Consider the following 25,315-nt stretch of genomic DNA (forward strand, 5'->3'; position numbering starts at 1 on the left):
AATTTAATGAGAATCCCCCCCGGCCAACACCTTGTCCAATTCCCGTTGAGACTTTTCCTTTGCTTCCTTCAAAGCTGTCTGGGCAGGAATATTATGAATTTCCACCTTCTCCGCCGCCACCTTTAATGCCTCGTAAATCTTTCCCCCCGTAGGATCAAAAAACATCCTTGTGGCGAGCTTGGTCTGTTGATAGGGAATCATGATCTGCGGGTTATCCCGGGTAAACTTCCGGTAGCTCTCCGTATCCATAGCTGATTCCCGCACGGGAAGGTACCCCGTTTGCATGGACCATCGGGCGGTTACTTCGGTGCTGGTGATATACTTAATCCATTGAAAGGCTGCTTCCTTCTGCTCTTCCGGAATAATGTCGGGAATACCAATGGCCCGGGCGTGGGCAACCGCCCGGGGATAGCCCTCATATCCTTTCCAGGCCGGCTGGATATGAGCACCGATGATATTAAAATCCAAATCTCCCTGATCACCGCTGGAACCGGTATAACCTGCCGCTCTCCCCTGCATCACGTCATGGATGGTGGCATACCAGTATTCCCAACCGTTTCCCCCATAATTCACCTTCATTACCTTCGCCTCATGAATGGCCTTGCGAAAAAACTCCCAAGCCTCGATCCAGGCCGGACCATCAATGGTAACAGTTTTACCGTCGGCACTTAAAAATTTTCCTCCCCTGCTGATAGCGGCATCAATCAGGTTTTCCGGCCCCTGCATCGGTTCCCAGCCATAAACGAGGACTTCCTGTCCATTGACCTTCGTCAATTTTTTTGCCGCCTCAGCTAACCCCTCCCAAGTGCCCAACATTTCAGGGTCAACTCCCCCTTGGGCAAAAAGGTCTTTTCGGTAGTATAAAACCTGTGTAGTGCCATACATCGGCAAGGCATAAGTAACCCCGTGGAATTCTCCTTGGCTCAAAAAGGAATCTACAAAATCCTCTTGATGAAAATCCTGATCTGCATGGATATAAGAATCCAGCGGACTTAAGGCGCCTATATTGGCAAAAAACTGCATCCGCTGATCTTCCAGCAATACTGCGGCCGGAGGCTTCTGTCTCACAATAGCCGCTCTTAGTGCCTGAGCCGTTTCTTCATAGCTGCCCTGGGCAACGCCAATGACTTGAACCCCTGTCTGTTGTTGGTTAAAGTCATCAATAATTTCCTTCATCAATTCTCCCAGATATCCGCTCAGGCCATACCAAAATTCTATTTTGATCACATCCGGCTCTGCCTTCTTTTTACTCTCTATAGGATGATAGACACAGGACACCAGTAAACCCAGCGTCACCGCCAGCCCCAACCAGATCAGGGATTTCGCCTTTCGTCTCATAAAAACGCTCCGTCTTTCATCTTTGTTCACTGATCGTTACCCCGGAATAAATTCCCCCACGTTGGATGAAATTCCTTCTTACATAAAAAAAAGTCCTCGGATTTTTCCGAGGACCTGGTATCCCTTACTCTGCTAATCCAAAACGAGAAATCTTTACTTCGGCATTGACTTGTATGGGAATCTCCGGATAGATTTTATTCCACTCTTTTATTTTCTTAAAATCTTTCGGGTATTTATCCAAAAAAGCCTTGCCAAAGCCCAAATAATCTGCTTTAAACACGTGTTGGGACTTATAGATGGCCTTTTCTACCTCTGTCTTTATTTCTTGATCTAAAACCTTTTCTAATTTTCTAATATTCTCAGGTTGGGAAAAATCTTTATTCTCCTCCTTTTCCTCGATCAACAAACCCTTTGTTTTCACTTCTACCTGAAACAAAATCTGCTCATCTCTTTTGACTGGTGTGATTTTCGCGGAACAATTGTCGGCAAGGTAAGCATACAGTCCCCCATCCATTTTGGTTTCCACATGGAATACCGGTCTGCTGAGAAGCCAGTTTGCCCCCTGGGTTTCCTCCCCGCTGAGCCACCCGATCAATTCCCAGTCCTTAAAAACAGCCCCACCGTCACAGATCGGTCTTTTCGATCCTTTTTCCCCGGCGCTAATGACTCTTGACCCTAAAGCAGTCCCCTGATTATATTGCATATCCACCGAAAAGTCGGAGTATCTGCTTGTTCTGGCCAGGGCCAATTCTTTGCCGGCCTGGGACAAGGATACCAATTCTCCAACGATCGTCCGCTCAAATTGGGGTTTATCCTTTAAGAACTCCTGAGCAGTCTCACCTTGAACGAAGAAAAGCCTCATCCGCATGGTAATATCCGGATTTTTAGAAAAATAGCTGAAGGTATTTCTAAAATCTACTTTGGCGAATTCTTCTCCCATTAGAACGACTCTTAAATGGTGAAAGCTAATGGTGCGGGATAGTTCTGCCTGAATTTTTTCCAATGCCTTGGTAACTGTATTCGCTTCTGCGCTAAAATATTCCGTGTAAACCTCCGTTGAATGGTTTTTAATCCCTTTTGGCATAGGAATGATGAGGGTTACCTTATATGAAGGGGTATCGCCATCATCGGCCACATCCAAGGCGATTCCGGTGACAAAAGCCCTTTCTGTAACATCTTGCAGATCCCAACAACCTGTTCCGGTAAGACAAAGCAAAACAAAAAGGCCGATCATAACTGCAATTCTATTCATGAGAGTCCCTCCTGTTGCCCACAATGGCCACAAAGTACGTGAGTATGGGAATCAAGTAAGTAAAAACTAATGTGGCATAATTAAGGGTTTCCCTCACCTTTATTTGCCAGGCAAAGTTGGGGAATAATGTGGTACCGACAATCACAAAGGCTGTACCGGCAAAGACCACCGTCTTTTTATTCCGGAGAGAGAAGAGCTGGCAAACACCATAAAAAACCAAATAGGTAAATAAGCAGATAGTGGTGAACACCCCAACAATCCAGGGTAAAGTGAGGAAGAACTCCAACCTTTCTGCGTACATGCCGGGAAGTTCTACCCGCGTAATTACTTCATATCCCGGATATACCGCCTCAAGGGCATGAGGTACTCCGAGAATACCTATTGCGGAAAAAACCTGCACGAAGGAAAAAAAAATAACCACTCCTGTTCCTAGCAAAGCCGGTTTTAGTGCTTTCTGGGCATCCGTTAAAAAAGGAAGGGCAAATAGAATGATTTCAAGACCTTGCAGGACACCGGCATAATTGATCGCCCCTTTGAGTACAGGTAAAAATCCTTCCGGTAAAATAGGTAAAAAATTTTTAAAATCAATTTCTGTGAACACAACCAGAGAGATAAATAGCAAAGGTAGAATCATAAACCAGATGGTAATTTGAAAGAACCGGATCACTGCTGTCAAACCATACAAGACCAACCAAGCGGCAATAATCGCGAATAGCGCGATAGGCACTAAGGGCGGCGTGTTTTTTAAGAAGAAAAATTCATTTGCCATGCTCGTTTCTTTATGGAGGAGAACCAAATAGACGAACCAGTAGAGGATAAATAAAAATATCAGGATCAGAGCAGTAGGTTTTCCCCACACGACTCTGCTGTATTGAAAGAAATTTTCTTTGGGAAAACGGGACCCCAGCTTGACCATGAGACAGGTGATCACTAATGCGAATGCTCCCCCAAGTAATACGGAGATCCAGGCATCCTGCTTGGCAATTTCGATCACCCCTTTGGCAAAGGTGAACAATTCAAATTCTATTACCCCTACAATTAATAGAACAGTTAAAACCTTGGGATCCAGTCTGTCGTTTTTGCTCACCAAATTTTCTCCTTTCATGGTCTCACCTCTGCTCCCCCAGTGGTTGGTACGTTTCATCCTGTGGCATCTGTTCCGTAGTTTTCCTCAGGATGGTATGGCCCCAACCGCTTGGTTCCAGGGGGGCCAAGGGCGCTGTGTAAGGAATACCGAATGACTTTAAGGTGGCCAGATGAACTGTGATCATAAAAAATGCCACGGCAAACCCAAAAATACCGAGTACCGTTGTCATAAGCATGGTAAAAAACTGAATCATACGCACGGAAATGCGGAGGTCAAAATTAGGCAATCCAAAAGATGCGATCATGGCCAAGGTTGCCATAATCACGACACCGGGGCCAATAAATCCGGCTGATAAACCTGCAATGACCAATGTGATGCCGGATAACAGGGCAATAACAGTACCAACCTGGGACGGCATCCTGATCATCATCATCCTGATCGCTTCAATCACCCCCATCATGATGAAGGCCTCTATATAGATGGGCAAAGGAGTTTCTTCTCTTGACGCCAACAACAACAGGAGGAACTTCGTGGGCAGCATTTCAGGATTATACGAAGACAAGGCAATGAAAAGGGCCGGCAAAGAGGTGGCAATAAAAAACATCACATACCTGGCGATGCGGAAAAAAGATGCCGCAATAAACCAGCGCATATACACATCATCTTTGGTGTCCATTAGGTCAAAAAAAGTTGCCGGGGCGAGCAGGACATCGGGACTACTATCAACGAAAATCGCTACCCGTCCTTGCAGCAAGGCGGATTCGGCAACATCAGGCTCTTGTGTTGCTTCAATTTGGGGGAAGGGACTCAAATGGGAATCTTCAATATTTCGTTCAATATAGATACTATCCAACACGATGTCCGTTTTGATCCCTTTTATTCTCTCTCCGACTTCTTGAACGATGCCCGGATTTGCCCTGTGATTTAGATAAGTGAGAATGACTCGGGTCTGAGAAATATCTCCGACCAGGAATCGCTCACATAATAGATTCTTTGTCGGCAGGAGTTTCGTAAGTAGGGAAAGGTTGTAGTCGATTTCTTCAGAAAACCTCTTTTTTGAGCCGCGCAAAGATTGCTGCATGTCCCGGGGAACCACCTCACTAAGAGGTAACTGGATCATTTTCTGATCCACACAGGGGATATTTTCTGACACCTGGGTCGGGATTTCTTCTTCCTTATGGGGGGAAGTTCGTCTTCTCTTTCTAAAAACTCGCATCAGGCATCCATCCTTTTTTAGAAACAGCTCTATACATTAAAATGGCCCGATCCGCTGATTAATATGTGAAAAGTAATAAAATAGGAAGGATTATGTCTGCGTAAATAAAAAAACAGGGAGCGTTTTCAGCTCCCTTCATCAAATATCTACTCTGCTAAAGATTTACCCATAAACTGTGATAAAAGGCTAGGATAATAAAGTTTCCATACACCGTCCGTTTTTACAAAGGTCAAAGGAAAAGGTTGGGCTTGATCGCCGGAATCTGCTGTAAACAAATAAGTAACCCGGGCATGTGTCTCATCAATGAGTTCCACATCATAAACCTCATAATAGACCTGCCACCCGTTTCCTTGCGTCAGTTCAGCCAGTTGCCGGGCCTTCATCAGCCGGTCGGAGGCAGAAATAAGCCCATCCTTCACATTTTTGATACTTTCCGGCCCTGGATCTACGTACTGCAACATGGTATCAAAATCCCGGGTTAAAAATGCCTTCATGAACGTGTCTGCACTTTCCTCTACCCTGGCTTTTTCCTCTACTTCACGGTACGAATCCCCTACCACTTCGGCAATGGATTTTCCCAAGGGGGATCCCACATATCCCACCAGTACCAAAATCAGCATTCCTAGCATAAGACAGGAAAAAGTTAAAAAAGATTTAGACATCCCATGCCCCTCCCGCCTAAAGCTTTTGGACCGTAGAAATTAGCTACCCGGAAAAACTTTATGGGTCTAAGTTATCTATAATATAGTAAGAACGACAAATTTTAGAAGCAAAATTTATCTTCCATAACAAAAAAGCCCTAACCTTTAAGGTTGCGAGCCCCTGATAGTCCATAATTATTACAGCATAAGCCTATATCTGCTCCCGTTGATATTGAAACAGTAATTTGATAATTTGGTCCTGTTCTTTTTCTTTGATCCCTACAAATTGAACACCCACTTGGTAAGGATAGTCCTGATTTTGATTGGGTGCAACCCGGAGGACCTTTCCCACCAACAAAAATTTTTGATGATCAGTAAACTCTATCATCAGATTTAATAAATCCCCTATGCTGAGTTTTTCCCGTGTCATAAAAAGGAGTCCGCCGGCACTAAGGTCGATCAGGGGAGCCGTAATAAAATCTGTGCTTCCTGGAGCCAGACCGGCATTGCTTTTGCTATAAATCAGATCCATATGTACCGGCAAACGAAACCAGCGGCGTTTCTCATCTTTCCTGACCTGATAAGAAAACCTCTCAGGAATTGCTGAAGGATTTTCCCCGGTTAAACGGGTATTCAGTTCCCTCACCTTCTTTCTTTTCTTGGCTGAATAAATAGAAATACTTACCACACCCCCAAAAAGAATGGCCAGGATCAATAGCAAAAGGGGATGATCCAGGAAAATTTGCTTGCCATTTAAATGATCACGTAGTGATTTTGAAAAAGCATCAAAGCTTTCTTGATCCGCCCAAGCCATATCCATGGTGCACAGGATGCTCAGACAAATAGACAGGCTCATTCCTTTACGCCAAAATTCTTTCTTCATTCTATCCCCCATTGCAATATGATTATTTTTTACACCTTAGTTGCACAAACGTTAATAGTTTGGGATTATTTTCTGTCTACATTATTTCGCATCTGTTTACGTTTTCCTCTTTAACGAATCATAAAATTTTCTTTCAGTCACATTCTAACGGTTTGTTGACATGTTTCTGACAGGTAGAAACCTGGCTTTACTACACTCCTCAAAAAAATTGCTTCTGCATTTCCTGATGCTGACTGGGAGAATCTCCATCATAGACCACCACCATCACATTCCCCACAATAATGAGAAAAACTCCGATCAGATCCCACACTCTCACCAGTTCTCCCAAAAGCAAAAATCCGATCATAAAAGAAAAAACACTGCTGCTCATGGAAAGAATTCCTCCCACAGCGGTACTACAGTATTTATACGAGGAAGTCATGGTTACTTGCCCGATAAACCCCAGCACCCCTGTAGACAAAATCAATGCCCACCCGCGGGTATGGGGCCATTGCCAGTAGGGAATAGCCAAAAGTAAAGATATCAGGGCTCCAAACACACAGAAATAAAAGAAAATCGTCCAAACAGATTCGTTTTTCTGTCTGAGCTCCCTTACCGCCGTAACGGCCAAACCTCCAAGGAGCCCGGAAATAAGAGCAAATATATCACCCAGCCGAATACTGCCGATTTCCGGCCGGATCAGCACAATAATCCCTAAAAAGGTGAGCATCAGAAAAAAAGCCAGCCTTAAGCTTACCTTTTCTTTTAAAAAATACAAGGAAAGCAATGCCGCAAATATGGGGTAAGTATTCTGGAGTACCACACTGTTCGTCATGGTCCCTTTCTCAAGGGCAAGGAAAAACAGCAGCACGGCTATTCCTCCAAAAATGCCCCGGACAAAAAGTAATTTGAAATTCTCTGTCATCAATTTTACTCTGCCTTGGGCAACCAGAACCAGCGTAACAAAAACCCCTAACGCCAGCCGAAAAAATGATACCTCAGTACTTGGCACATCATAACTGGCCAGTTTTGCGAAATAAGACATAAATGCAAAAGAGACAGACGAGAAAATCATCTGAATCGGCCCCATCACATAAAACCTTATTTCTTCGTTCTTAATCATCATTTATCTTCCTCCCGCATGCCTAATCCAGCATTTCCCATCTATGAATCAGTCTCCAGTTCCTCACAAAAAAATAGCCCTGGATGGTCCCAGGCTTGAAGGACGGATCACGTCTGTCAGGATCGTTTTATCTCATCTACCTACATTATAACAAAATCTGCCTGATCTGTTTAATGGAACTAAAAATATTTGAAGTAACAATTTTTCCTTGTCATACTGGTATTGACCCCAAAAGGGTTTCATGGTAGCCTATTCTACAGAACATTATTTTTCTTCAGAGGTACAAAATGAACTATAAAGAAAATTTGGAATATCTGACTTTGGTGGAAGACATTCTCTCTCATGAAAAGTTTTTGACGCTGGTAGATTACTATCACCATAACTCTTCCATTCTCGAACACGCGCTCTCTGTTTCATTTTTATCCTACTTAATCTGTAAAAAATTAAAGTTGGATTATGTTTCCGGAGCCAGGGGGGGCTTGCTCCATGATTTTTTCTTATATGATTGGAGGGAGTACAAAAGAAACCCGAATAATAAAAATCATGGGCTGTATCATCCGAAAGTAGCACTGAGAAACTCTCATGAGTGTTTTGAAATAAACGACATTGAATGCGATATTATTTTAAAACACATGTGGCCTAAAGTATTGGGATTGCCCAAGTACTGGGAATCTGTGGTCGTTTGTTTTGCAGACAAATTCTGTACCTGTAATGAATACTTGGTGAAATCCCTCTTGTTTACCTCAAATCAATCCAAAAAATTGCGTCACCGGAACCGGTACAGGAAAAAGGCCGCTTAAGAGCGGCCATTTGAATAATCTTCCACGGGTTGGGAAATGATTTTTTAAAAAAATGGTGAAGAAGATGATGAATGATCTAACCCCTCTTGAAGCAAATCTCTCCGAAAAGAGGATTTCACCTAAAAACCACCTCATAGTGAAAAGTTACTTCGAAAGCACAGAATTTAAAAATCATAAAGAAACCTATCAAGAAATCGTAAAAAATGTGATTTTGGATTTCTTTATGACCCTATCGAAGGATCTGGATATGATCACCAGTTCTGATATCTTTCATTGGCTCAGCCATTTTTATGAAGAAAATTCTTATCAAGGTGTTGACGGCCGTTTTTTAATTATCATGGATTTGTTCGATTTTTGCGTAGAAAGAAATTATATTAAAGCTTCTCCTCTGGCAAACATTATCACCATTGGTTTGGCAAAAGGCTATCCCTTTTTTAAACCGATCAGGGGTTTAAAATAAAATAAACAAAATACAGGATAATTTATTTTTCATCCCGAATTATATCACATGCTGATGGAAGAATTTTTATACGATTTCAATTTCTGGATGGAGGAGATAAAAAATGAGGGGCGAAAATTTCGATACTTTGAGCGATCTTCAAATTGATGTTTTGCGGGAAATTGGCAATATCGGCGCAGGCAATGCCGCTACCGCGTTGTCCACCATGCTGTCTCAACGAGTGGATATGGGGGTGCCTAAAGTAAGAATTATCGACATCAAAGAAATTGCCGCTGTCTTGGGGGGACCGGAAAACCTGGTGGTAGGGATTCTTGTTACCATTCACAAAGATGTGGAAGGCATGATGATGTTTATCCTAGAAAAACAATTTGCCCATTTAATTATTAACTTATTGATGGGTCGGGATCTCACAAATTTTGACTCCTTTGAAGAAATGGATTTGTCCGCATTGAAAGAAATCGGTAATATTATGGTCAGTTCCTATGTGAACGCCATTGCAAGTTTAACCAGCCAGGAGATTGACATTTCCGTACCGGATATCGCCATTGATATGGCCGGTGCTATTTTAAGTGTTCCAGCCATCGAATTTGGTTCCATCGGCGACAGAGTATTATTGATTGAGGAAGAATTCAGCGGCGGGAGCGATCATGTGGCCAGCTACCTGATGCTGATCCCGAAAGTTGATTCCCTGCACAAAATTTTGGAAATATTAGGTGTAAAATATGAGTAATCCAATCATCGTGGGCATATCTGACTTGAACGTTACCCTTTCGCCGGGTGTCTTAGTTTCCTACGCTTTAGGCTCATGCGTCGGCATCTGTTTGTATGACAGTACCACCAGGATTGCCGGCCTTTCCCACATTATGCTGCCTTCCATTACGGGTTTTAAAAAAGATGCGAATATTATGAAGTTTGCCGACACCGCAACCGTGGAACTGGTTCGGCGCATGGAAAACCTGGGGGCAAAACGGTCCAGAATGGTGGCCAAGATCGCCGGTGGAGCCCAAATGTTCAGCCAGCAGGGAATTTCCGATGCCGCCCAAATTGGAAACCGCAATATTTCTGCCACCAAAGAAGTTCTTCGCTCCTTAAATATCAAGCTAGTTGCCGAAGATACAGGTTTAAATTACGGTCGCACCGTGGAATTTTTCGCAGAAACAGGTCTTCTGCGGGTTAAATCTATTTCCTATGGAACGAAGGAGATTTAACCTATTTTAGTTTTCGGATTAACCTTAGGGTATCACTGAACAATCCGTAGCCGGTCTGCTCAATTTTCGGATTGTCGGCCATAATGGTGATAGAACCCATTAAATCCGTGGTTAGGGACAGAATGGATGACGTGCCCCTCATACCGGCAAATATGTGGTCCTTTTTGATTTCCCGGGGGGCAACTTCCCCGATCATGTGACCCTTTTGCCGCCACCCATGGCAAACCAGTTTAATGACACGGTTCCTTTTTTTCGCATCAATGATATCTTCCCGGGTGATATGCACTATCCCCTGCCTCTTTATTTCCGTAGGCTTAATATCTGCCTCCATGAATACGTTAAGTAAGGCGGCTGTTTTTGCCGCCGCATCCCATCCCTCAATATCCAGTGACGGATCAGCCTCGACAAATCCTTTTCTTTTCCCTTCAGCGATCGCTTCATCCCAGGTTTTTCCCCGGGAAATTTCCTCTAAAATAAAATTTGTGGTTGAATTTAAAATTCCTGTGACTTCACTGACCCGGCACATCGGTAAGGTTTCATCCATCAGATTAAAAACAGGGGTTCCATCCATCACCGTAGTCTCATAGAAAAAGTAGACTCCCTGCTTTTCCGCCTCATTTTTAAGTTCTCGGAAAGCCCAGGCAATGGGCCCTTTATTAGCGGTGATCACATGTTTTTTTCTGCCAAAAGCCTGTCGGATGTGGTCAATAGCCGGTTGTCCGGAAAAAATCTCCAGGGGAGTAATCTCCATCAATACGTCATAAGCGGTTTTTTCGATGATCTCTGCAGTCGTACGGCTACTGTATGATTCTCCGTTTCGATCAAATTTGCCCGTAGACTGAAGCTCACGAAGAATTTTTTCCAAGTCAATCCCCTGTTCATGGGACAGATTCCCTCGAGTGGCCGTAGCAATAGCGACTATTTGCACGTCATAGTCCATGGTTTCCAGAATCTCCTGCCGTTTCCCTAAAAGAATTCTGGCAAAGGCTTTTCCGGCATTTCCAAATCCAATCATGGCAATCCTTAAGCGATTCATCTTCATCCCCCTGTTTCATCCAGCCTGTAGGTTATACGACACTTTCCAAAAAGACATAGACAATTTGGGGATCAAATTGTTTACCGGCATTTTTTAATAATTCTGTTTTTGCCTGGTGATGGGACAAGGCCCTTCGATAAGGCCGGTCATTAACCATGGCATCATAAGCATCAACAACGGAGATGATCCGGGCCAAAAGGGGAATTCTTTCTCCTTTTAACCCTTGAGGATATCCTGCCCCATCCCATCTTTCATGGTGAGACAAAATATATTCCGCAATTTGGGCCAGTTCCGGGGCCGATTGAGCAATCCGGTAACCAATGCCTGAGTGCTTTTTCATTTCGATCCATTCTTCGCTGGTTAACTCCGCAGGCTTTGTGAGAATACTGTCATTAATGGCTATTTTTCCGATATCATGAAGCATGGCCAATAATTCTAATTCATTCAGTTCGTTTTCCGTCAAACCCATCACAATGCCTATTTTTCTGGATAATTTCCCCAGTCGTTCCGCATGCTCTTCAGTTTCGTGGCTCTTTTCAAAAAGACTTTTTTTCATAGAGGCAATAATGGAACTGCGCAGGCTTTTACTTTCCAGAAGTTTCCGTTTATACATAAAGTCTTCCGCTTTTTTCAGTACATTCATAATATCTTCCTGGGCCTTCGTTTTTGTGGCATATCCCAGGGAGATGCTTAACCTGGATGTCTCGGTCGAGGCCTCCAGACATGCCTTCCGAATGCGTTTACAGATGATATCGGCAATCTTCTCAGGTGTCTGAGGCAAAAGAATGACAAATTCATCCCCTCCCCACCGGGCAATTAAATCCTCCGCCCGGCAGGATTCTTTTAATATATAGGCAATAGACTGCAACAGGTGATCTCCCTCCCGATGACCATAGACGTCATTTGACATCTTTAACCCGTTCACATCGCCCATAATCAAGGAGATGGGCAGCTGTCTTTCCGTATCTAAACGTTTGGTTTCCTCTTCAAAAAAAGCCCGATTATATAGCCCGGTCAGCCTGTCATGGTAATTTAAATAAACGATGGCCTCCTTTTTCTTTCTCTCTTCCGTCACATCCTGCGTAATATCTCTCCCTATAGAGTAAATATATTCTCCGTCTAGACCCAATCTCCATTCAATAAAGCGCGCCGAACCATTTTCCGCATAGCAACGGTTGACAAAACACCCTACCTGTTCTTGATTCATTAACTCTTTGATGGTATTTACCGTGGACCCTACATCATCAACATGGACAAAATCCATGATATTTTTCTTTGCCAAGTCTTCTTTTGTATACCCCATCATATCTTTCCAAGCATCATTGCTATATACAAACCTACCTTTTTTATCTGTAATGCATAATAATTCCCTGGCTAAAGAAAAAAAGCGCTGCAAATCTTCCGGTTGCAAAATAAAATGTTTTGTATCGGCCATTTATGATCACACCTTTATTGAAATTCCAGGTAATTTGTGGGCTTCGACATAAATTTGTTATTTTCCTGCTATCTCACTGGGCTTATTTTTTTGATTTACGTCCAGAACTATTTTACTAATCAGGCCTAAGAGAATCAAAGTTCCCCCCACCATCCCATAAGGCGTGGGGATCTCACCGATAAAAATAAATACCCAAATGGGATTGAGAACCGGTTCCAATAATGCGATCATGGTTGCGTTCTGGGCGGATGTAGTTCTTAGTCCCAGGGAGTATAAGGTATAGGCAGCTCCCATTTCGAATACCCCTAAATAAGCCAGCATCATCCAATCAGAAACATGAATCTCAGCCAGTCCGATACCTGGGGGCACAAATATAAAAATGAAGGGTGCCGCCAACAGGTTACAAATACTGACCGAACCGATCACATTGTTCTCCCCGACCTTTTTAAACAGAACTGTGGTACAAGCAAACAAAATTCCGCTTCCCGCCCCGATTAGATTACCTAAGGCACTGGTACCGGAAGCAGGCTCCAGCAAAATCGCCCCCAGGCCGAGCGCAATAAGAACCACCGGCAAGAGGTTTTCGTAAGCTATTTTCCGGTAGATCACCACATGGGCGATAAAAATCCACAAGGGTGCCGTGAACTGCAAAGCTAAGGCATTGGCTGCAGATGTCCAACGTGTTCCCATGACCACAAAAGCAGCCAGCGCCCCATAACTCAGTACTAATAAAAGCATCCATATATTGATCTTCAACTCTTTAGGGCGAATAAAAGGCGCCAGGACGAGGCCGGCAATTCCCGTGCGCACGGCCGCAATCAATAAAGGATCGGCATGAATAGACTTAATGAAAACGCCTCCCGTACTCCATAATACGGCAGCAAGGGCAACCGCAGCGGGACCGGAAAAAAAATTACGCATTGAGTACCTCCCAGCAGAGAACAAATGATATCCAGTGATGTTAGTTCGACCAGATGAAAAAATAACCCTTTTTATTGAAACTAAAATATTTTGTCCTTGCTTAATCCTGCCCCTTTGTGGGACAATAATCTTTAATAAATCTATTTTGTCTAAGGAGTACCTAGCGTGAAAAGTGCTAAAGAAACATACCAGCAAAACATCAGCCAATATCAAGGTTTACTCCGGCAACAAACCCAAACTTCCCACCGGCTTAGTAACATGAGGCTTTTTATTTCACTGGGCGGTATGGCCGGAGCGATTTATCTCTATGTTAGGGGACTGCATTCATTTGCTGCTGTCATCTTTTTCATCACCGCCGGCTTATTTATCTGGCTGGTGCGCCGCCATCAAAAAGTAAACCTGGAAAAAAAATATTCAGCCATCATGCTGAATATTAATCAATTATCATTAGCCCGGTTATCCGAGGACTGGACTTCTTTTCCTGATCTAGGGAAGGAACTTCTTGAGGAAGATCATCCCTATGCCGTTGATTTGGACATCTTTGGTAAACGTTCCTTGTTTCAACTGATCAACACGACAAATACCTTTATCGGCCGCCAGAAACTAAAAAATCTCTTGCTGGATTTCCCCAGGGAACGATCCCTGATCCTCGACCGTCAAAAGGCCATTGAAGAACTAGCGGTAAAACTCCATTGGCGGCAAAGGTATCAATCAGAGGGGATTATCCTATCCGGTACCGGAAGCAACCCGGATGATCTTATTAAATGGGCTCTATCCCCAAAAGATCTCTTTCTTAACCCCTGGTCCATTTTTTTCATTAGACTGTCACCCCTGATCACCATCAGCCTAATCATATTAGCCTTTGTTTTACCCGGATCGGTTCCCTATTTCCTGCCTCTTTCTTTCGTCTTGATCCACATGGTTCTTCTGCTTGCCTCCGCCAGAAAGAGTGCCGGTACCTTTGCCGTAGCCTCAAAATACAAGGATCATATTAAAAGTTTTAGTAACATGCTCCAACTATTTGAGCAGGAACAGTTTCATTCCCCCTACATAAAAAGACTAAAAGAAAGTTTAAAAAATCAAACCCATCTTCCCGCTTACCAACAAATCCGCATTTTGGAAAAAGCAGTAGACATGACTTATGTGCGTTTTCATCAACTATATGTTCTTTTTAATATCATTACATTGTGGGATTTTCAGTGCCAAATTTCCCTGGAACGCTGGAAAAAACAATGCGGCAAATTGCTTGAAGGCTGGCTAAAAACCATTGGGGAAGTGGAGGCATTAAGCAGCTGTGCCCTCCTTGCTTTTGATCATCCCGACTGGTCATGGCCGGAAATCACCCCGGGTTTACCCCGTGTGCAGGCAAAAAATATGGGGCACCCCCTGTTACCTGAATCCCGGGTTTGTAATGATGTGGAAATCAGTAAACCGGGAGAAATTCTCCTCATTACGGGATCCAACATGTCCGGCAAAAGCACCTTGCTCCGCACCATTGGTTTGAACCTGGTTTTAGCCTATATCGGGTGTCCGGTATGTGCCGAAAAATTTTCCTCCAGTGTCATGGAGATTTATACGTCCATGCGCATCAACGACAACCTGGACACTGGGACTTCTTCCTTCTTGGCTGAACTACTGCGCATCAAAAGGATCCTGGAAGAGGCGCAAAAAGAAAAAAGCCTCATCTTCCTGCTGGATGAAATTTTCCGGGGCACCAATTCCCGGGACAGACACACGGGCGCGAAACACCTGATCAAAAAATTAAGCCGTTCCGGAGTTGTGGGACTAGTATCTACCCACGACCTGGAATTAGGCGATTTAGCGCAAGAAAATAATTTACCGATCAGAAATTTCCACTTTGAAGAATACTATCAAAACGGCCACATCCACTTTGACTATAAACTGAGGCCCGGTATTTCCACAACCAGAAACGCCATTTACCTGATGAGAATGGCCGGTATCGAGGTTGATTGAAGCGCGGCCTTGGCTCACGTCAGGGAGTGGTTCCATCGATGCGGCGAGCCTGTTCAGAAACCCCGGAAACTAAGTACAGTAAGCATTGGCAACTTTGGTGTCCGTGAGGTACGCCGAAGCCGAACCAAGGCAGAAGGGGGTTCTGAACAGGCTCACTCCTATTGCCAGTCTATCTTTCTTGCTTCGTCTCCCTGGGGAGTTCTTTTGATCACATAAAGGTTAAACATTTTTACATCCAAATTTGCTGCTTTTAATTCCCTGATCACGTCTTGAATCAGATCAGCATGAATCTTCAGGGACAGCCCACAACTAGCGGTGATGCAACGGGGTGTAGGCACCATATCTACCGGGAATTTTTCTTTCAACTTCTTTTCCGTCATAATCGCATAATGGGTTGATTCAAAAGAAATCACATAAAATTCCTGTTCCACCATGAACGCTCCTAATTGTTAAATTCGAATCACCTTCGTTGCCTGGTTCATTTTTTCCACAATCGAATACATGTTGGTCACGCTACCCACCGAAAGCTTGTCTTTTAAAGCAAAAAAGTCCAGACAGGTGCCGCAGGAGAGTATTTCTACGCCCCCTGCTTCCAGGGTTTTCAGATGTTCCAGAACCACTGACCCCTCCGTGGTCAGATTAACTCCTGAATTAAGGAACAAGATCGCTTTCGGATAAGGCTTTGCTTCCGTTAACGCATAAAAATACCCTTTTATTAAGATCCTGCCTAATTCATCAGACCCCTGTCCCATTTTGTCAGTAGGAACATAAATGACATAATTCCCGGCATCATTTTCAGGGGCCGGCTTTACATCTCCACAGGAGCAGGGTGATATTTCCAAATAATAGTCACCGTCCTTGTCATGAATGGCCACTTGGTATCCGGAGTTTTCTGCCAGACGCCGGACATTTTCTTTAGCAGCCTCATTATTCACAATGGTGATAATGTTTTCCCCGGGAGCACCTTCCATAGCTGTTTTGGTTTTGATCACCGGTGTGGGACAATTTAATCCCCGAGCATCTACTGTAATCGTCATTTTCCTAACCTCCCCATATTTCTTATTAAGAACCTAAAAAACTATTTTCTTTTCCTGCCTCATACTGAGAGGACCTCTTCTTCTTGTGTTCTCAGTACCGGATCCCGAAAAACACTGCAGGGCTTTTTATTCATTTATCAGCCCCGGCAGATCGAATAAAGGGCATTAACCGCCTGATCAACATTCTCTTTTGTATTAAAATAACCGATACTGAACCTTACCGTCCCCTGTTCCAAAGTGCCAATCGTTTCATGGGCCAACGGGGCGCAATGAAGGCCCGGGCGGACGGCGATATCATACTTGCTGTCCAGCTCATAAGCGACTTCCGATGAATCCATGCCCCGAATATTGAGGGAAACTACCGGGGCTTGTTTTAAGGTATTCATCGGCCCATAGACATCAACTTTTTTGATCTCCGCCAATTTTTCCAGCAGGTAATTAGTGAGATCGGACTCATGATGCCTGATTTCATCCATCCCCTGTCTTAAAATAAACTTTATTCCTGCACCCAGTCCGGCAATTCCGGGGGTGTTTAAGGTTCCGCTTTCATAACGGTCAGGCATCATTTCCGGCTGAACAATGCGATCGGATTTACTGCCTGTGCCGCCCTGGATCATTTCACATAATTCCAATCCCTTGCGGATATATAATCCTCCTGTTCCCTGCGGCCCCAATAGGCTCTTGTGCCCAGGAAAAGCCATCATATCAATGTTCATGGCATTGACGTCCAGATCATAAACCCCAGCTGTTTGAGAGGCATCTAACAAAAATGCCAAATGGTTCTTTTGAGATATTGTTCCTATTTCCTGCACCGGCATCAGGGTTCCGGTAACATTGGAGGCATGGGTGGAAATAATCATTTTCGAATTTGATTTTAGGGCTTTTTCCATGTCTTCGGGGTTTAAAGCACCATCTTTGGCACAGGTGACAATGGTATGTTCCACTCCCATGTTTTCCAGTGCTTTGATCGGTCGAATCACCGAATTGTGCTCCATACTGGTTAATAGTACATGATCTCCCCTCTTTAAATAACCCTTAATGGCTAAATTTAAAGCAGCGGTGGCATTAGAAGTAAATATCACCTGCATGGGGTCATCAATATGAAAAAGCTTCGCCAGCAATTCTCTCGTTTCAAAGATCACCCGACCGGCCTGGAGAGCCATTTTATGACCGGACCGACCTGGATTTGCCCCGTAAACCCGTAAGTATTTTTCTACTTCCCGATAGACTTCCTCCGGTTTAGGGAAAGAAGTAGCAGCGTTATCAAAGTATGGCATGGACCTCTTCCTTTTTATTATTTTTGTCCCACTCTAAAGCATTATTATACCACGAATTATGCCCATATCCACATTCTTCAACATTCATCCCCGATTGTCCAATAGAAAGATTTTATCTTTTTCGGCTTATTGATAAAAAAATGTTTTCTTGGGGTATAATAAATTTAAACAACGTAAGGAGGGGTCCCGTTGAAACAAAAATTAATGAATACCTATGGGGCTATCATCATACTTTTTGCCTTTATGACGGTGGCATGTACCCAAGTTCAAAAGCCTGCTGCCGAACCTAAACCGGAAAAGCCCGCCCAAGAACAACAAAAAGAGATCCCGGAAAAAAAGCCCTTGTCCGGCTACTTCCCTCTTTCACAGGGAAACACCTGGCAGTATCAAGGTGAAGGCAACGAATATGCGTCATTTATCAGAGAAGTGGTCTTTGTGAAAGGAAACCGGGCTCAGATAAAAGAAGATAACGGGGGTACGGTAAGTGCCTCTGTGTTTGAAGTTTCCGAGCAGGAAATTACCCGCATCTTTTTCCAGGGAGAAGCATATGAGGAGAAAAATCTGCTTGATGCGGAACCAAATGATGATCTGGTGATCCTAAAGGCTCCTCTTCAGGTAGGAACAACATGGGAGACAAAAGACGGCACACGGGAGATCGTTGATATCAACGCTACGGTAGATACGCCGGCCGGAAGATTTGATCAGGTGCTCAAAGTAAAAATCTCCCACCCGGATTCCACCATGTATGAATATTTTAAAGAAGGCATCGGCATGGTAAAAAAGGAATTTATTTCCGGAGAGACCAAAGTAACCTCTTCCCTGGAAAAGTATCAGAAGTAAAAAAAGCGCGACCTGTCGCGCTTTTTTTCCCGGATCCCCAAAGCCTTTTGGGTTTATTTATTTTTTACTGATGGTAATTTTGCCATTCACCCAGTCAACTTTATAGCCAAGATTCTCCGTAACCATACGAACCGGAATCAGAGTACGGTTGCTCCTGATAATGGGAGCCGTATCTGAGGGCCGGTTTACTCCATTCACAATGGTGTGATTCTGATCATTCACCCACAAATCAATCATATGTTCCCCCAAAAGCACGCGCACCTTCTTCTCTTGACCATCCCAAAAGACCTTACCGCCTAAAGCTTCCAAAATGTAGCGGGCCGGAATATAACTTCTCCCCTTTTCAACAATCGGTCCCTGGTCTATTTTTTGCTCCTGTCCGTTTACCAGCATCTCTTTTTTGTTTACAAAAAGATTCAGGATGACATTTTTGTCTTCAGGTAAAGGTTGAGAAGTCCTAAAGGCAATCTTGTCCAATAGGATGGTGCCCTGATCCGGTTTCCCTGCAGAAGAGCTCTTGAGATTTACCACATAGACCCTTTTTAAAGTCGGCTTGTCGATAGCAAGGGGAAAATCAACGCACAGCTGTTTCCATCCGGACCAATTGATTTTATCGGCCAAAGTAACATATTGGATCTGTCCGTTTTGATCCTGGATCTCTGCCCGGAGCCAGTAATTACTATCGTCCCCCTTGACCCATAAATCCATCCCTTTAGCCAAACCGCTGAAACTTACTCCTTTGGCGCCAAACTGCCCGTAAGCGGCTTGCACATCGGCAGTGGCTAAGGAAAAGTCATATCTTAGTTCTCCACTGAATAGCCCGTCGATTTTGTCCGACTGGCTGGTGGTAAATTGTCCGGTTACTTCCTGGGGAGTACCCAGAAAATTCAAATCCGGCTTATTTTCGAAATCCATCAGAATTTGACTTGCCGTGCCGATCTGAACGGGAACCATACTGCTAAAGCGATCATAAGTCCCTACCAACCATCCTGCACCCGCCGTATCTCCTGCCACCACTTCCCCGTTGGCCTGAATGCTCCCCTTCACCCCGATCCATTCCCAGCTGAATAAATCAGCGGGCACCTGCCTGGTCAGGCCGCTTTTTGTGGTCAGCACAGGCTGCAAAAACGCCTTATCTCCCGGGTTTAATAACAGAGAAGCCTGTCCCAAGGACAAACTGGATATTTGATCCCGGCCTGCAATTTCTAAGAGAAATTCTTTTTTGACCTGCTCGGATTTTACTTCTATTGGAGCACTTCCCGCTTTTCGCCCCATTATTTGATTGCCGACGAGCGTCACTGCGTCACTATTCGTCGTCCATATGGCATTTTGGGCATCGACCGACAAAGGATTATCATATTCATCAATGGCTTTTAGGTTCAAAAATGTGTTTTCGTTAATCAACAAGAAAGAAGGAGCGGCAACAATAAAATCCTTTAAGCTTCCTTGGGGGGCAGTAGAAAATAAACCCAACCCATCCGGCACAGGCCTAAGGTTAGTTGCTTCCGGTACGGTAATTAACGATAAATTTGTTTCTCCCGGGTGCCTGCTTACCAACGTGGTAGAGCCGCCCCCATCCAAATTAACGCCTTGATCTACCCCTAACTGAATCATAAAATCAGCTAATTCTTCCAGAGTCATACCGCTGCTGTCGTTACTATTCTCTACGGAAAACCAAAAAACATATGATTTGTCTTTGGAGTAGCCCACGGCAGTCCGGGCATGATATCCGGGAATATTTCTGGTAAATGTAACCCGTACTCCGTTGGACACCAAAGGGGTATGTGCCCCCATCACAAAGTCCCAATCAGAAGACGGCTCGATTTGATAATCCAATTCCACGTCTTCGCCTGCTTGGATATTTTCCTGGATAAAGCGGGCTCCAGCCCCCTGCCCCAAGATGACATAACCGTCCTCCGGTATTTCTTCCGGTTTGGTATTTTCCAAAATCTCTTCCACTTCATCATCGTCCACCACGGCACAGGTATAAGAGCCTAAGGAATTCACCGGCCAATTGTCCAGGTTCCAGCTGTGATCAAAAATATTGATCTTATCGGCCAGGCTAATGGTCTTATTGATTTGGGCGATGGGAAAGGATTGTCCGTTCATGGCAGTGATAAAGCCGTAAAAAGTAAAGGGTAGTATCTGGGGCTCAGCGTCTTTTGTAACGCCGAAACCAGAAAGGCCTTCAATGCCAGAGGGAGTCGTGATCCAGCTGTTGTCACTCATGATCGGTCCCAAAGTACTTCCTGACGTCATATCAAAAAAATCCCCGTTAATAGCCGCAATGGCCCCGTATTCATCGGCCAATTTATCCACTGTTTGATTTTTTCCTAACTTTCCCTTTGCACCATAGATCACATCAAGTTTTATGTAAGGATCCTTTAAATTAATTTTCGTTACGTAAACTTTCGCTTTTCCTGCCCCTGTATTTACCGCATATTGCTGAAGTACTGCGCCTCTGGTAATCGTCTCCTCATGGATCAGCTTGGGAGATTCTCCGGCAAAGGTGGTCCCGGTTAAGGTAAAAAACAACACAAAAACAAAAACGGTAATAAAAGTAGTTCTTTTTGCATGTAATGTTGGCATATGATTTCTCCTATAAAGAAAGATTATCTTTTATTTATGACGAAATTATTATAACATAAGTTCCTCTTTTTGTATAAATTATCCCATGAGAAAACAAATTCTTTATTTTCCTCTATTTTACTGACAAAATAATCTGCATTAGGGTAAAAATACGATCAGGCAAGCAATTTGGGGAGGCGGAAAATGAAATCATTAGAAGATTTAATAGCTACCCTGAAGGAGAAAAAGATTTTAAAAACGTCCTTTATCATTAAAGCCTTTTTGACTGTAGACAGGGCAAACTTTGTGCTGCCCGAATACGTGAAAAGATCCTATGAAGACCTGCCTCTTCCCCTTAAAGAAAAGCAAACAATTTCTCAGCCCCTTACTGTAGCTTTTATGATGGAGCTCCTTCAGCCTGATCAGCATCATCGTATTTTGGATATCGGTTCGGGCTCCGGTTATACCACTGCCCTGCTGGCAGAAATCGCAGGCCCGGACGGACAAGTATTTGCGGTAGAACGCATTAAATGGCTAAAAGAATTCGGAGAAAACAACTTAAAAAAGCTAGCTTATAAAAATGTGCGTTTCCGTGAAGGAAACGGCGCCAACGGGTGGTCGGAACATGCCCCTTTTGACCGGATTTTAGTCAATGCTGCCGCTCCTGCTGTCCCCCAGCCCTTAAAAGAGCAATTAAAAACCGGCGGCAGGTTAGTCATTCCTTTGGATAATGCTGACGGTCCTATATTATTGTTAGAAAAAAGATCCCCGGAGCAATATGCGGAACGGCGTTTTCCCGGTTTTTCTTTTGTCCCTTTTATCGATGACCCTTCCATAATTTAGTTACTTATTTACTTCCATAAAAGGAAAACCTTTTCCGAATCATAAAAACACTCCAGATTATCAACGGTAATCCCAATTGGAACAGCAAGTATAAGAGATGACTTCGCGAAAAAAAATACGCCATTTCCGAAAAACTCTTATATTGATGCATACTATAAACTAAGGCCAGAATAGTCTCCGGAAAGATCAAAAACTTGTAATTGCCTAAGTTGAACAATTGAGCAATAGCAAAAACTGTAATAAAACAATAAATTGCCGAGCGGACAAAAATCCAACTGAACCAAACACCGACTACAAGCGTCTCTGACCCCTGGTAACCGTAATTTGCATAAGCAAGAAATGAAAAAGTCATTCTGGAAAGCAGATCCGCCCCAAATACCATGAGGAGCATTAATGTGAAAAGAAGCAATACGAAACCGCTGAAGCCAATAGCCAGAACACCCACTTGTTTTATTTTCGAAGGTTCATTAACAAAAGCGGCTAAAAGGGCAAAACTGATTGCTGTAGACAGCCAGTCCAGCGGAGAAATACTTGCCTTGAGCATTACTAGCATATTCCAGGGAAATACAGGTTGTAAATTCCTTACTTCCAGATGGCCAGCATTCACCACTCCAATTAACAGTAAAAAGAATAAACCGATGGGAAAAACAAATTCCGCACACCGGACAATTACTTCAATCCCCTGATAAGCAACAAAAATATTTAGCAAAGAAAGAACAATGATAAAAATCCATACAGTCGTATCCGGCAAAAACACCGTAGAAATTTCCCCAAATTCCCGCAAGGTCCAGGCATGAATTTGAAAAAAGTTACAACAAATAAGCAATCCAATGATAAAACCGCCAAACCTTCCCAAAACCTTCCTGCTGTATTGGATCACAGTTTCCTTGGGAAACTGTCTTGCTAATGCTGCTAAAGGGTAAATACCCAGTATTATTTCCCCTGCGGTAGCAAAAATCACTGCTGCCCAAGCATCTTCACTAACAATAGTAACCGCATCTCCAGGAAGAAAAAATATAGCCGTTGAAATACAGGAAAAAACGACAGCTAGTGAGAGTTGATAAGCCGAAATGTGATGACCTGGCTGACTCAATGTCTTTCCTCCAACCAAATATCTAACCCCACCTTTTGATGTTGTTAAATTTGTTCAATATTTGAAAGAATAACTTCTTCCAGGCCCACATTCTCCAATCCCTTCGGCAAGCCTACATGAGGGTCTTCGAAGCTTCCCTCCCTATTTTTGATGATTTCTTTCACTTGTGCTGTATTTTCCCTATCGGTTTCCACAATCAACCGACACCGAACACTGAAAATTTCTTCAAAATCCCCCATCCCGCTCACCATAGGATTTGCTGCCATGAGGGGTGCCCTATTAAAACTAACGGCAGGGCTGCCTGATTTTAACACGAGACTGGCCAGGCTGTTATTCGATGATGCCGTTCCCGGTTGGTTGATCTGGGTGTCCATATCGGTGATCTGATCATTAAGATCAAGGTAGGCCCCCGAAAAACCGGCATTTTTTAAATCATCCATGGTATCTTGAGCCGCTTTAAAGGTATTGAAATAAGCGGTTACCTTTTCTCTGCTCATATAACTTCAACTTCTCTCCAAAGGTTTTATTGCAAATAGTTTCTCCATCCTTGTCCTGATCCTATTCAGTTGTTGTGAGAGAAGTAACAAAAAACCCTGCAGGTCTCCTGCAAGGTTTTATTAAATCAAGGCACATGAAACTTAAACTGAACCTGGTTATTCTTATAATCGAATAAACTGCACGTTGGAAATGCCTTCCAGGCCGCCGATTAACTTTAAAGATTCCTTGGATACTTCGGAGTCCACAGTGAGAAACATCATCGCCCACTCCGCACCATTTTTCCGGCTTACCTGCATCGTGGCTATATTGATTTTGCTTACTCCCAAGAGTGTCCCAATCTGGCCGATCATTCCCGGTTTATCCAAATTCATGGCTACCAGCATGCACGGACTGGGAGCAACATCAAACTCATACCCGTTCACTTCCACAATTCTTAAATCATCTTTCCCGAACACAGTTCCGGCCAGGGTAAAAGTCTTATATTTGGACGAAATTTTTACTTGAATTAAGTTGAGATATTTTCCTTCGCTGGTTTCTTTGCTTTCTACTACATCGACTCCCCTGTTTTTCGCAATCAGGCTGGCATTAACGTAATTAACCCGTTCCTTTAAGATCGTTTCAAAAAGTCCTTTTAAAACACCCAAAGTAACTGTCGTGGTCTCCATATTGGCAATCTCACCGCTGTAAACGATCTCCACCTTTTCCACCGGATCCTTTTCCAATTGATGATAAAGTTTGCCCAAAGTTTCACCCAAGCGGAGGTAAGCCTTGATCGCATCTAACTCGTTCTTGTGCAGGGTAGGAAGATTTACCGCGTTGGGCACCATGTCTCCTTCCAGGGCACTGACCACTTCATGGGCAACCGTCACGCCGACATTGTACTGGGCTTCCTCCGTATCAGCTCCCAGGTGGGGGGTGAGCACCACATTGTCTAAATCCAAGAGGGGCGATGTGGTATTGGGTTCATTCACTAAAACGTCGATACCGGCACTGGCGACAATTCCCTCCTTGATGGCTTTGACCAGGGCCTCCTCATTAATAATGCCTCCCCGGGCACAGTTTACAACCCGCACGCCTTTTTTGGCGACTTTAAATTCCTCATCCCCGATCATACCGAAAGTTTCATCTGTTTTGGGTGTATGGACGGTAATAAAGTCGGATTCTTGCACCAAGTCCTCTAGTTTTTCCTTTTTCTCTACGCCGAATTTCTTAAAGCGGGCATCCGTAATATATGGATCATAGGCAATAACCTTCATACCGAAGGACTGCATCCGGACGGCAACCAGAGAGCCGATCCTTCCCAAACCCACGACACCTAGTGTTTTGCCCTGCAGTTCCACTCCTTTAAGATTGGACCGGTCCCAGACCCGGCTTTTAATCCGGTTGTTGGCTTGGGCAATATTGCGGATGGAAGAGAGCAGCAATCCGATGGTGTGTTCTGCTGCCGATACGGTATTTGCTTCCGGCGTATTTACCACAATAATACCCCTTTTGGTAGCTCCTTCCATATCAATGTTGTCTACCCCATTGCCAGCCCGGCCTACAACCCTAAGGTTTTTTGCCCTTTTGTAAAATTCTTCGTTTACCTTGGTGACGCTGCGCACAATAATGGCATCGTACTCTTCAATTACGTTCAGCAATTCTTCCCGGGATAAATCCATCTTCACATCAACCTGTAAATTCTCCGCAATCAGTACATCAATTCCTTGTTGGGCAATCTTTTCCGCCACTAAAACTTTCATAAAATTCTTTCCCCCTAAATTGAAATAATTTGAAACATAAAAAACCCGTCCCTGGAATTTACCC

24 protein-coding genes and 1 other annotated feature (1 of these 25 running past the window's edge) are annotated in these 25,315 nt (G+C 43.8%); of the genes, 7 read left to right on the forward strand and 17 right to left on the reverse strand.

What is annotated here, in order from left to right:
- Positions 1-3 precede the first annotated feature (3 nt).
- The 7 genes from DCMF_RS05410 to DCMF_RS05440 all read right to left on the reverse strand — a co-directional run bounded on the left by DCMF_RS05410 (position 4) and on the right by DCMF_RS05440 (position 7,522).
- Positions 4-1,338 carry an ABC transporter substrate-binding protein gene (locus DCMF_RS05410; protein WP_148137750.1) on the reverse strand — a complete coding sequence of 445 codons (1,335 nt, stop codon included), beginning with the start codon at positions 1,336-1,338 and terminating at the stop codon, positions 4-6.
- A gap of 124 nt (positions 1,339-1,462) precedes the next feature.
- Entirely contained in the window at positions 1,463-2,590 is a 1,128-nt protein-coding gene (locus tag DCMF_RS05415; RefSeq protein WP_148133479.1) for a Ger(x)C family spore germination protein, read from the reverse strand.
- Positions 2,583-3,677, reverse strand: coding sequence for a GerAB/ArcD/ProY family transporter (locus DCMF_RS05420; RefSeq protein ID WP_214659115.1), 1,095 nt, complete (start codon positions 3,675-3,677; stop codon positions 2,583-2,585). Before DCMF_RS05420 ends, DCMF_RS05415 begins: the two co-directional genes overlap by 8 nt.
- A gap of 22 nt (positions 3,678-3,699) precedes the next feature.
- Positions 3,700-4,893 (reverse strand): spore germination protein, encoded by a 1,194-nt coding sequence (locus DCMF_RS05425; protein WP_148133481.1) that lies wholly within the window; start codon positions 4,891-4,893, stop codon positions 3,700-3,702.
- Positions 4,894-5,039: 146 nt separating this feature from the next.
- Positions 5,040-5,555, reverse strand: a complete 516-nt coding sequence (locus DCMF_RS05430) for an MTB12 C-terminal domain-containing protein (protein WP_148133482.1) — start codon at positions 5,553-5,555, stop codon at positions 5,040-5,042.
- 190 nt (positions 5,556-5,745) lie between these two features.
- Positions 5,746-6,417: a flagellar brake protein gene (locus tag DCMF_RS05435; protein WP_214659116.1), complete on the reverse strand. Its 672-nt coding sequence runs from the start codon at positions 6,415-6,417 to the stop codon at positions 5,746-5,748.
- Positions 6,418-6,616: 199 nt separating this feature from the next.
- The gene (locus tag DCMF_RS05440) at positions 6,617-7,522 is read right to left on the reverse strand and encodes a DMT family transporter (protein WP_148133484.1); all 906 of its coding nucleotides are present in this window, start codon (positions 7,520-7,522) and stop codon (positions 6,617-6,619) included.
- Positions 7,523-7,806: 284 nt separating this feature from the next.
- Between DCMF_RS05440 and DCMF_RS05445 the strand changes: the two genes are divergently transcribed.
- From DCMF_RS05445 to DCMF_RS05460, 4 genes are all read left to right on the forward strand, one after another.
- Positions 7,807-8,319, forward strand: coding sequence for an HD domain-containing protein (locus DCMF_RS05445; protein WP_214659117.1), 513 nt, complete (start codon positions 7,807-7,809; stop codon positions 8,317-8,319).
- A 64-nt stretch (positions 8,320-8,383) separates the two neighbouring features.
- Positions 8,384-8,779, forward strand: coding sequence for a hypothetical protein (locus DCMF_RS05450; protein ID WP_214659118.1), 396 nt, complete (start codon positions 8,384-8,386; stop codon positions 8,777-8,779).
- 103 nt (positions 8,780-8,882) lie between these two features.
- Positions 8,883-9,509 carry a chemotaxis protein CheC gene (locus tag DCMF_RS05455; protein WP_148133486.1) on the forward strand — a complete coding sequence of 209 codons (627 nt, stop codon included), beginning with the start codon at positions 8,883-8,885 and terminating at the stop codon, positions 9,507-9,509.
- Entirely contained in the window at positions 9,502-9,987 is a 486-nt protein-coding gene (locus DCMF_RS05460; protein ID WP_148133487.1) for a chemotaxis protein CheD, read from the forward strand. Before DCMF_RS05455 ends, DCMF_RS05460 begins: the two co-directional genes overlap by 8 nt.
- Before the next feature lies 1 nt (position 9,988).
- Here DCMF_RS05460 and DCMF_RS05465 read toward each other — a convergent pair whose 3' ends face one another.
- Genes DCMF_RS05465 through DCMF_RS05475 form a run of 3 tightly spaced genes read right to left on the reverse strand, consistent with a single transcriptional unit; the run spans position 9,989 to position 13,379 of the window.
- The gene (locus tag DCMF_RS05465; protein WP_236860197.1) at positions 9,989-11,023 is read right to left on the reverse strand and encodes a hypothetical protein; all 1,035 of its coding nucleotides are present in this window, start codon (positions 11,021-11,023) and stop codon (positions 9,989-9,991) included.
- A 31-nt stretch (positions 11,024-11,054) separates the two neighbouring features.
- On the reverse strand, positions 11,055-12,458 hold the full coding sequence (locus tag DCMF_RS05470) for a diguanylate cyclase domain-containing protein (RefSeq protein ID WP_148133489.1): 1,404 nt from the start codon (positions 12,456-12,458) through the stop codon (positions 11,055-11,057).
- Positions 12,459-12,515: 57 nt separating this feature from the next.
- Positions 12,516-13,379, reverse strand: a complete 864-nt coding sequence (locus tag DCMF_RS05475) for a DMT family transporter (protein WP_148133490.1) — start codon at positions 13,377-13,379, stop codon at positions 12,516-12,518.
- Positions 13,380-13,544: 165 nt separating this feature from the next.
- On the opposite strand from DCMF_RS05475, the gene DCMF_RS05480 reads away from it, so the two are divergent.
- A complete protein-coding gene (locus DCMF_RS05480; protein ID WP_148133491.1) occupies positions 13,545-15,353 on the forward strand; it encodes a MutS family DNA mismatch repair protein in 1,809 nt (602 codons plus the stop codon).
- A gap of 158 nt (positions 15,354-15,511) precedes the next feature.
- Here DCMF_RS05480 and DCMF_RS05485 read toward each other — a convergent pair whose 3' ends face one another.
- From DCMF_RS05485 to DCMF_RS05495, 3 genes are all read right to left on the reverse strand, one after another.
- A complete protein-coding gene (locus tag DCMF_RS05485) occupies positions 15,512-15,787 on the reverse strand; it encodes a putative Se/S carrier protein (protein WP_148133492.1) in 276 nt (91 codons plus the stop codon).
- Between the two features lie 15 nt (positions 15,788-15,802).
- Entirely contained in the window at positions 15,803-16,390 is a 588-nt protein-coding gene (gene yedF, locus DCMF_RS05490) for a sulfurtransferase-like selenium metabolism protein YedF (RefSeq protein WP_148133493.1), read from the reverse strand.
- A 137-nt stretch (positions 16,391-16,527) separates the two neighbouring features.
- A complete protein-coding gene (locus DCMF_RS05495; protein ID WP_148133494.1) occupies positions 16,528-17,667 on the reverse strand; it encodes an aminotransferase class V-fold PLP-dependent enzyme in 1,140 nt (379 codons plus the stop codon).
- A 189-nt stretch (positions 17,668-17,856) separates the two neighbouring features.
- On the opposite strand from DCMF_RS05495, the gene DCMF_RS05500 reads away from it, so the two are divergent.
- Positions 17,857-18,507, forward strand: a complete 651-nt coding sequence (locus tag DCMF_RS05500; protein ID WP_148133495.1) for a hypothetical protein — start codon at positions 17,857-17,859, stop codon at positions 18,505-18,507.
- Between the two features lie 57 nt (positions 18,508-18,564).
- On the opposite strand, the gene DCMF_RS05505 is transcribed toward DCMF_RS05500, so the two are convergent.
- Positions 18,565-21,096 carry a phosphodiester glycosidase family protein gene (locus tag DCMF_RS05505; protein WP_148133496.1) on the reverse strand — a complete coding sequence of 844 codons (2,532 nt, stop codon included), beginning with the start codon at positions 21,094-21,096 and terminating at the stop codon, positions 18,565-18,567.
- Positions 21,097-21,279: 183 nt separating this feature from the next.
- Between DCMF_RS05505 and DCMF_RS05510 the strand changes: the two genes are divergently transcribed.
- Positions 21,280-21,918 carry a protein-L-isoaspartate(D-aspartate) O-methyltransferase gene (locus tag DCMF_RS05510; protein ID WP_148133497.1) on the forward strand — a complete coding sequence of 213 codons (639 nt, stop codon included), beginning with the start codon at positions 21,280-21,282 and terminating at the stop codon, positions 21,916-21,918.
- Positions 21,919-21,922: 4 nt separating this feature from the next.
- Here DCMF_RS05510 and DCMF_RS05515 read toward each other — a convergent pair whose 3' ends face one another.
- From DCMF_RS05515 to serA, 3 genes are all read right to left on the reverse strand, one after another.
- The gene (locus tag DCMF_RS05515) at positions 21,923-23,011 is read right to left on the reverse strand and encodes a GerAB/ArcD/ProY family transporter (RefSeq protein ID WP_214659119.1); all 1,089 of its coding nucleotides are present in this window, start codon (positions 23,009-23,011) and stop codon (positions 21,923-21,925) included.
- A 44-nt stretch (positions 23,012-23,055) separates the two neighbouring features.
- A complete protein-coding gene (locus tag DCMF_RS05520) occupies positions 23,056-23,508 on the reverse strand; it encodes a hypothetical protein (RefSeq protein ID WP_148133499.1) in 453 nt (150 codons plus the stop codon).
- A 162-nt stretch (positions 23,509-23,670) separates the two neighbouring features.
- Positions 23,671-25,251 (reverse strand): phosphoglycerate dehydrogenase, encoded by a 1,581-nt coding sequence (gene serA / locus DCMF_RS05525; protein WP_148133500.1) that lies wholly within the window; start codon positions 25,249-25,251, stop codon positions 23,671-23,673.
- 61 nt (positions 25,252-25,312) lie between these two features.
- Positions 25,313-25,315, reverse strand: a binding site (T-box leader); it runs 205 nt beyond the window's last position.

Source organism: Candidatus Formimonas warabiya, assembly GCF_002777255.1.
Taxonomy (GTDB): domain Bacteria; phylum Bacillota; class Dehalobacteriia; order Dehalobacteriales; family Dehalobacteriaceae; genus Formimonas; species Formimonas warabiya.

Coding starts and splice junctions, on each gene's coding strand:
- DCMF_RS05455 (WP_148133486.1), top strand. CDS start 8,883: ATGAGGGGCGAAAATTTCGATACTTTGAGCGATCTTCAAATTGATGTT.
- serA (WP_148133500.1), bottom strand. CDS start 25,251: ATGAAAGTTTTAGTGGCGGAAAAGATTGCCCAACAAGGAATTGATGTA.
- DCMF_RS05450 (WP_214659118.1), top strand. CDS start 8,384: ATGATGAATGATCTAACCCCTCTTGAAGCAAATCTCTCCGAAAAGAGG.
- DCMF_RS05440 (WP_148133484.1), bottom strand. CDS start 7,522: ATGATGATTAAGAACGAAGAAATAAGGTTTTATGTGATGGGGCCGATT.
- DCMF_RS05465 (WP_236860197.1), bottom strand. CDS start 11,023: ATGAATCGCTTAAGGATTGCCATGATTGGATTTGGAAATGCCGGAAAA.
- DCMF_RS05410 (WP_148137750.1), bottom strand. CDS start 1,338: ATGAGACGAAAGGCGAAATCCCTGATCTGGTTGGGGCTGGCGGTGACG.
- DCMF_RS05470 (WP_148133489.1), bottom strand. CDS start 12,458: ATGGCCGATACAAAACATTTTATTTTGCAACCGGAAGATTTGCAGCGC.
- DCMF_RS05425 (WP_148133481.1), bottom strand. CDS start 4,893: ATGCGAGTTTTTAGAAAGAGAAGACGAACTTCCCCCCATAAGGAAGAA.
- DCMF_RS05445 (WP_214659117.1), top strand. CDS start 7,807: ATGAACTATAAAGAAAATTTGGAATATCTGACTTTGGTGGAAGACATT.
- DCMF_RS05485 (WP_148133492.1), bottom strand. CDS start 15,787: ATGGTGGAACAGGAATTTTATGTGATTTCTTTTGAATCAACCCATTAT.
- DCMF_RS05505 (WP_148133496.1), bottom strand. CDS start 21,096: ATGCCAACATTACATGCAAAAAGAACTACTTTTATTACCGTTTTTGTT.
- DCMF_RS05430 (WP_148133482.1), bottom strand. CDS start 5,555: ATGTCTAAATCTTTTTTAACTTTTTCCTGTCTTATGCTAGGAATGCTG.
- DCMF_RS05460 (WP_148133487.1), top strand. CDS start 9,502: ATGAGTAATCCAATCATCGTGGGCATATCTGACTTGAACGTTACCCTT.
- DCMF_RS05510 (WP_148133497.1), top strand. CDS start 21,280: ATGAAATCATTAGAAGATTTAATAGCTACCCTGAAGGAGAAAAAGATT.
- DCMF_RS05495 (WP_148133494.1), bottom strand. CDS start 17,667: ATGCCATACTTTGATAACGCTGCTACTTCTTTCCCTAAACCGGAGGAA.
- DCMF_RS05415 (WP_148133479.1), bottom strand. CDS start 2,590: ATGAATAGAATTGCAGTTATGATCGGCCTTTTTGTTTTGCTTTGTCTT.
- DCMF_RS05435 (WP_214659116.1), bottom strand. CDS start 6,417: ATGAAGAAAGAATTTTGGCGTAAAGGAATGAGCCTGTCTATTTGTCTG.
- yedF (WP_148133493.1), bottom strand. CDS start 16,390: ATGACGATTACAGTAGATGCTCGGGGATTAAATTGTCCCACACCGGTG.
- DCMF_RS05475 (WP_148133490.1), bottom strand. CDS start 13,379: ATGCGTAATTTTTTTTCCGGTCCCGCTGCGGTTGCCCTTGCTGCCGTA.
- DCMF_RS05520 (WP_148133499.1), bottom strand. CDS start 23,508: ATGAGCAGAGAAAAGGTAACCGCTTATTTCAATACCTTTAAAGCGGCT.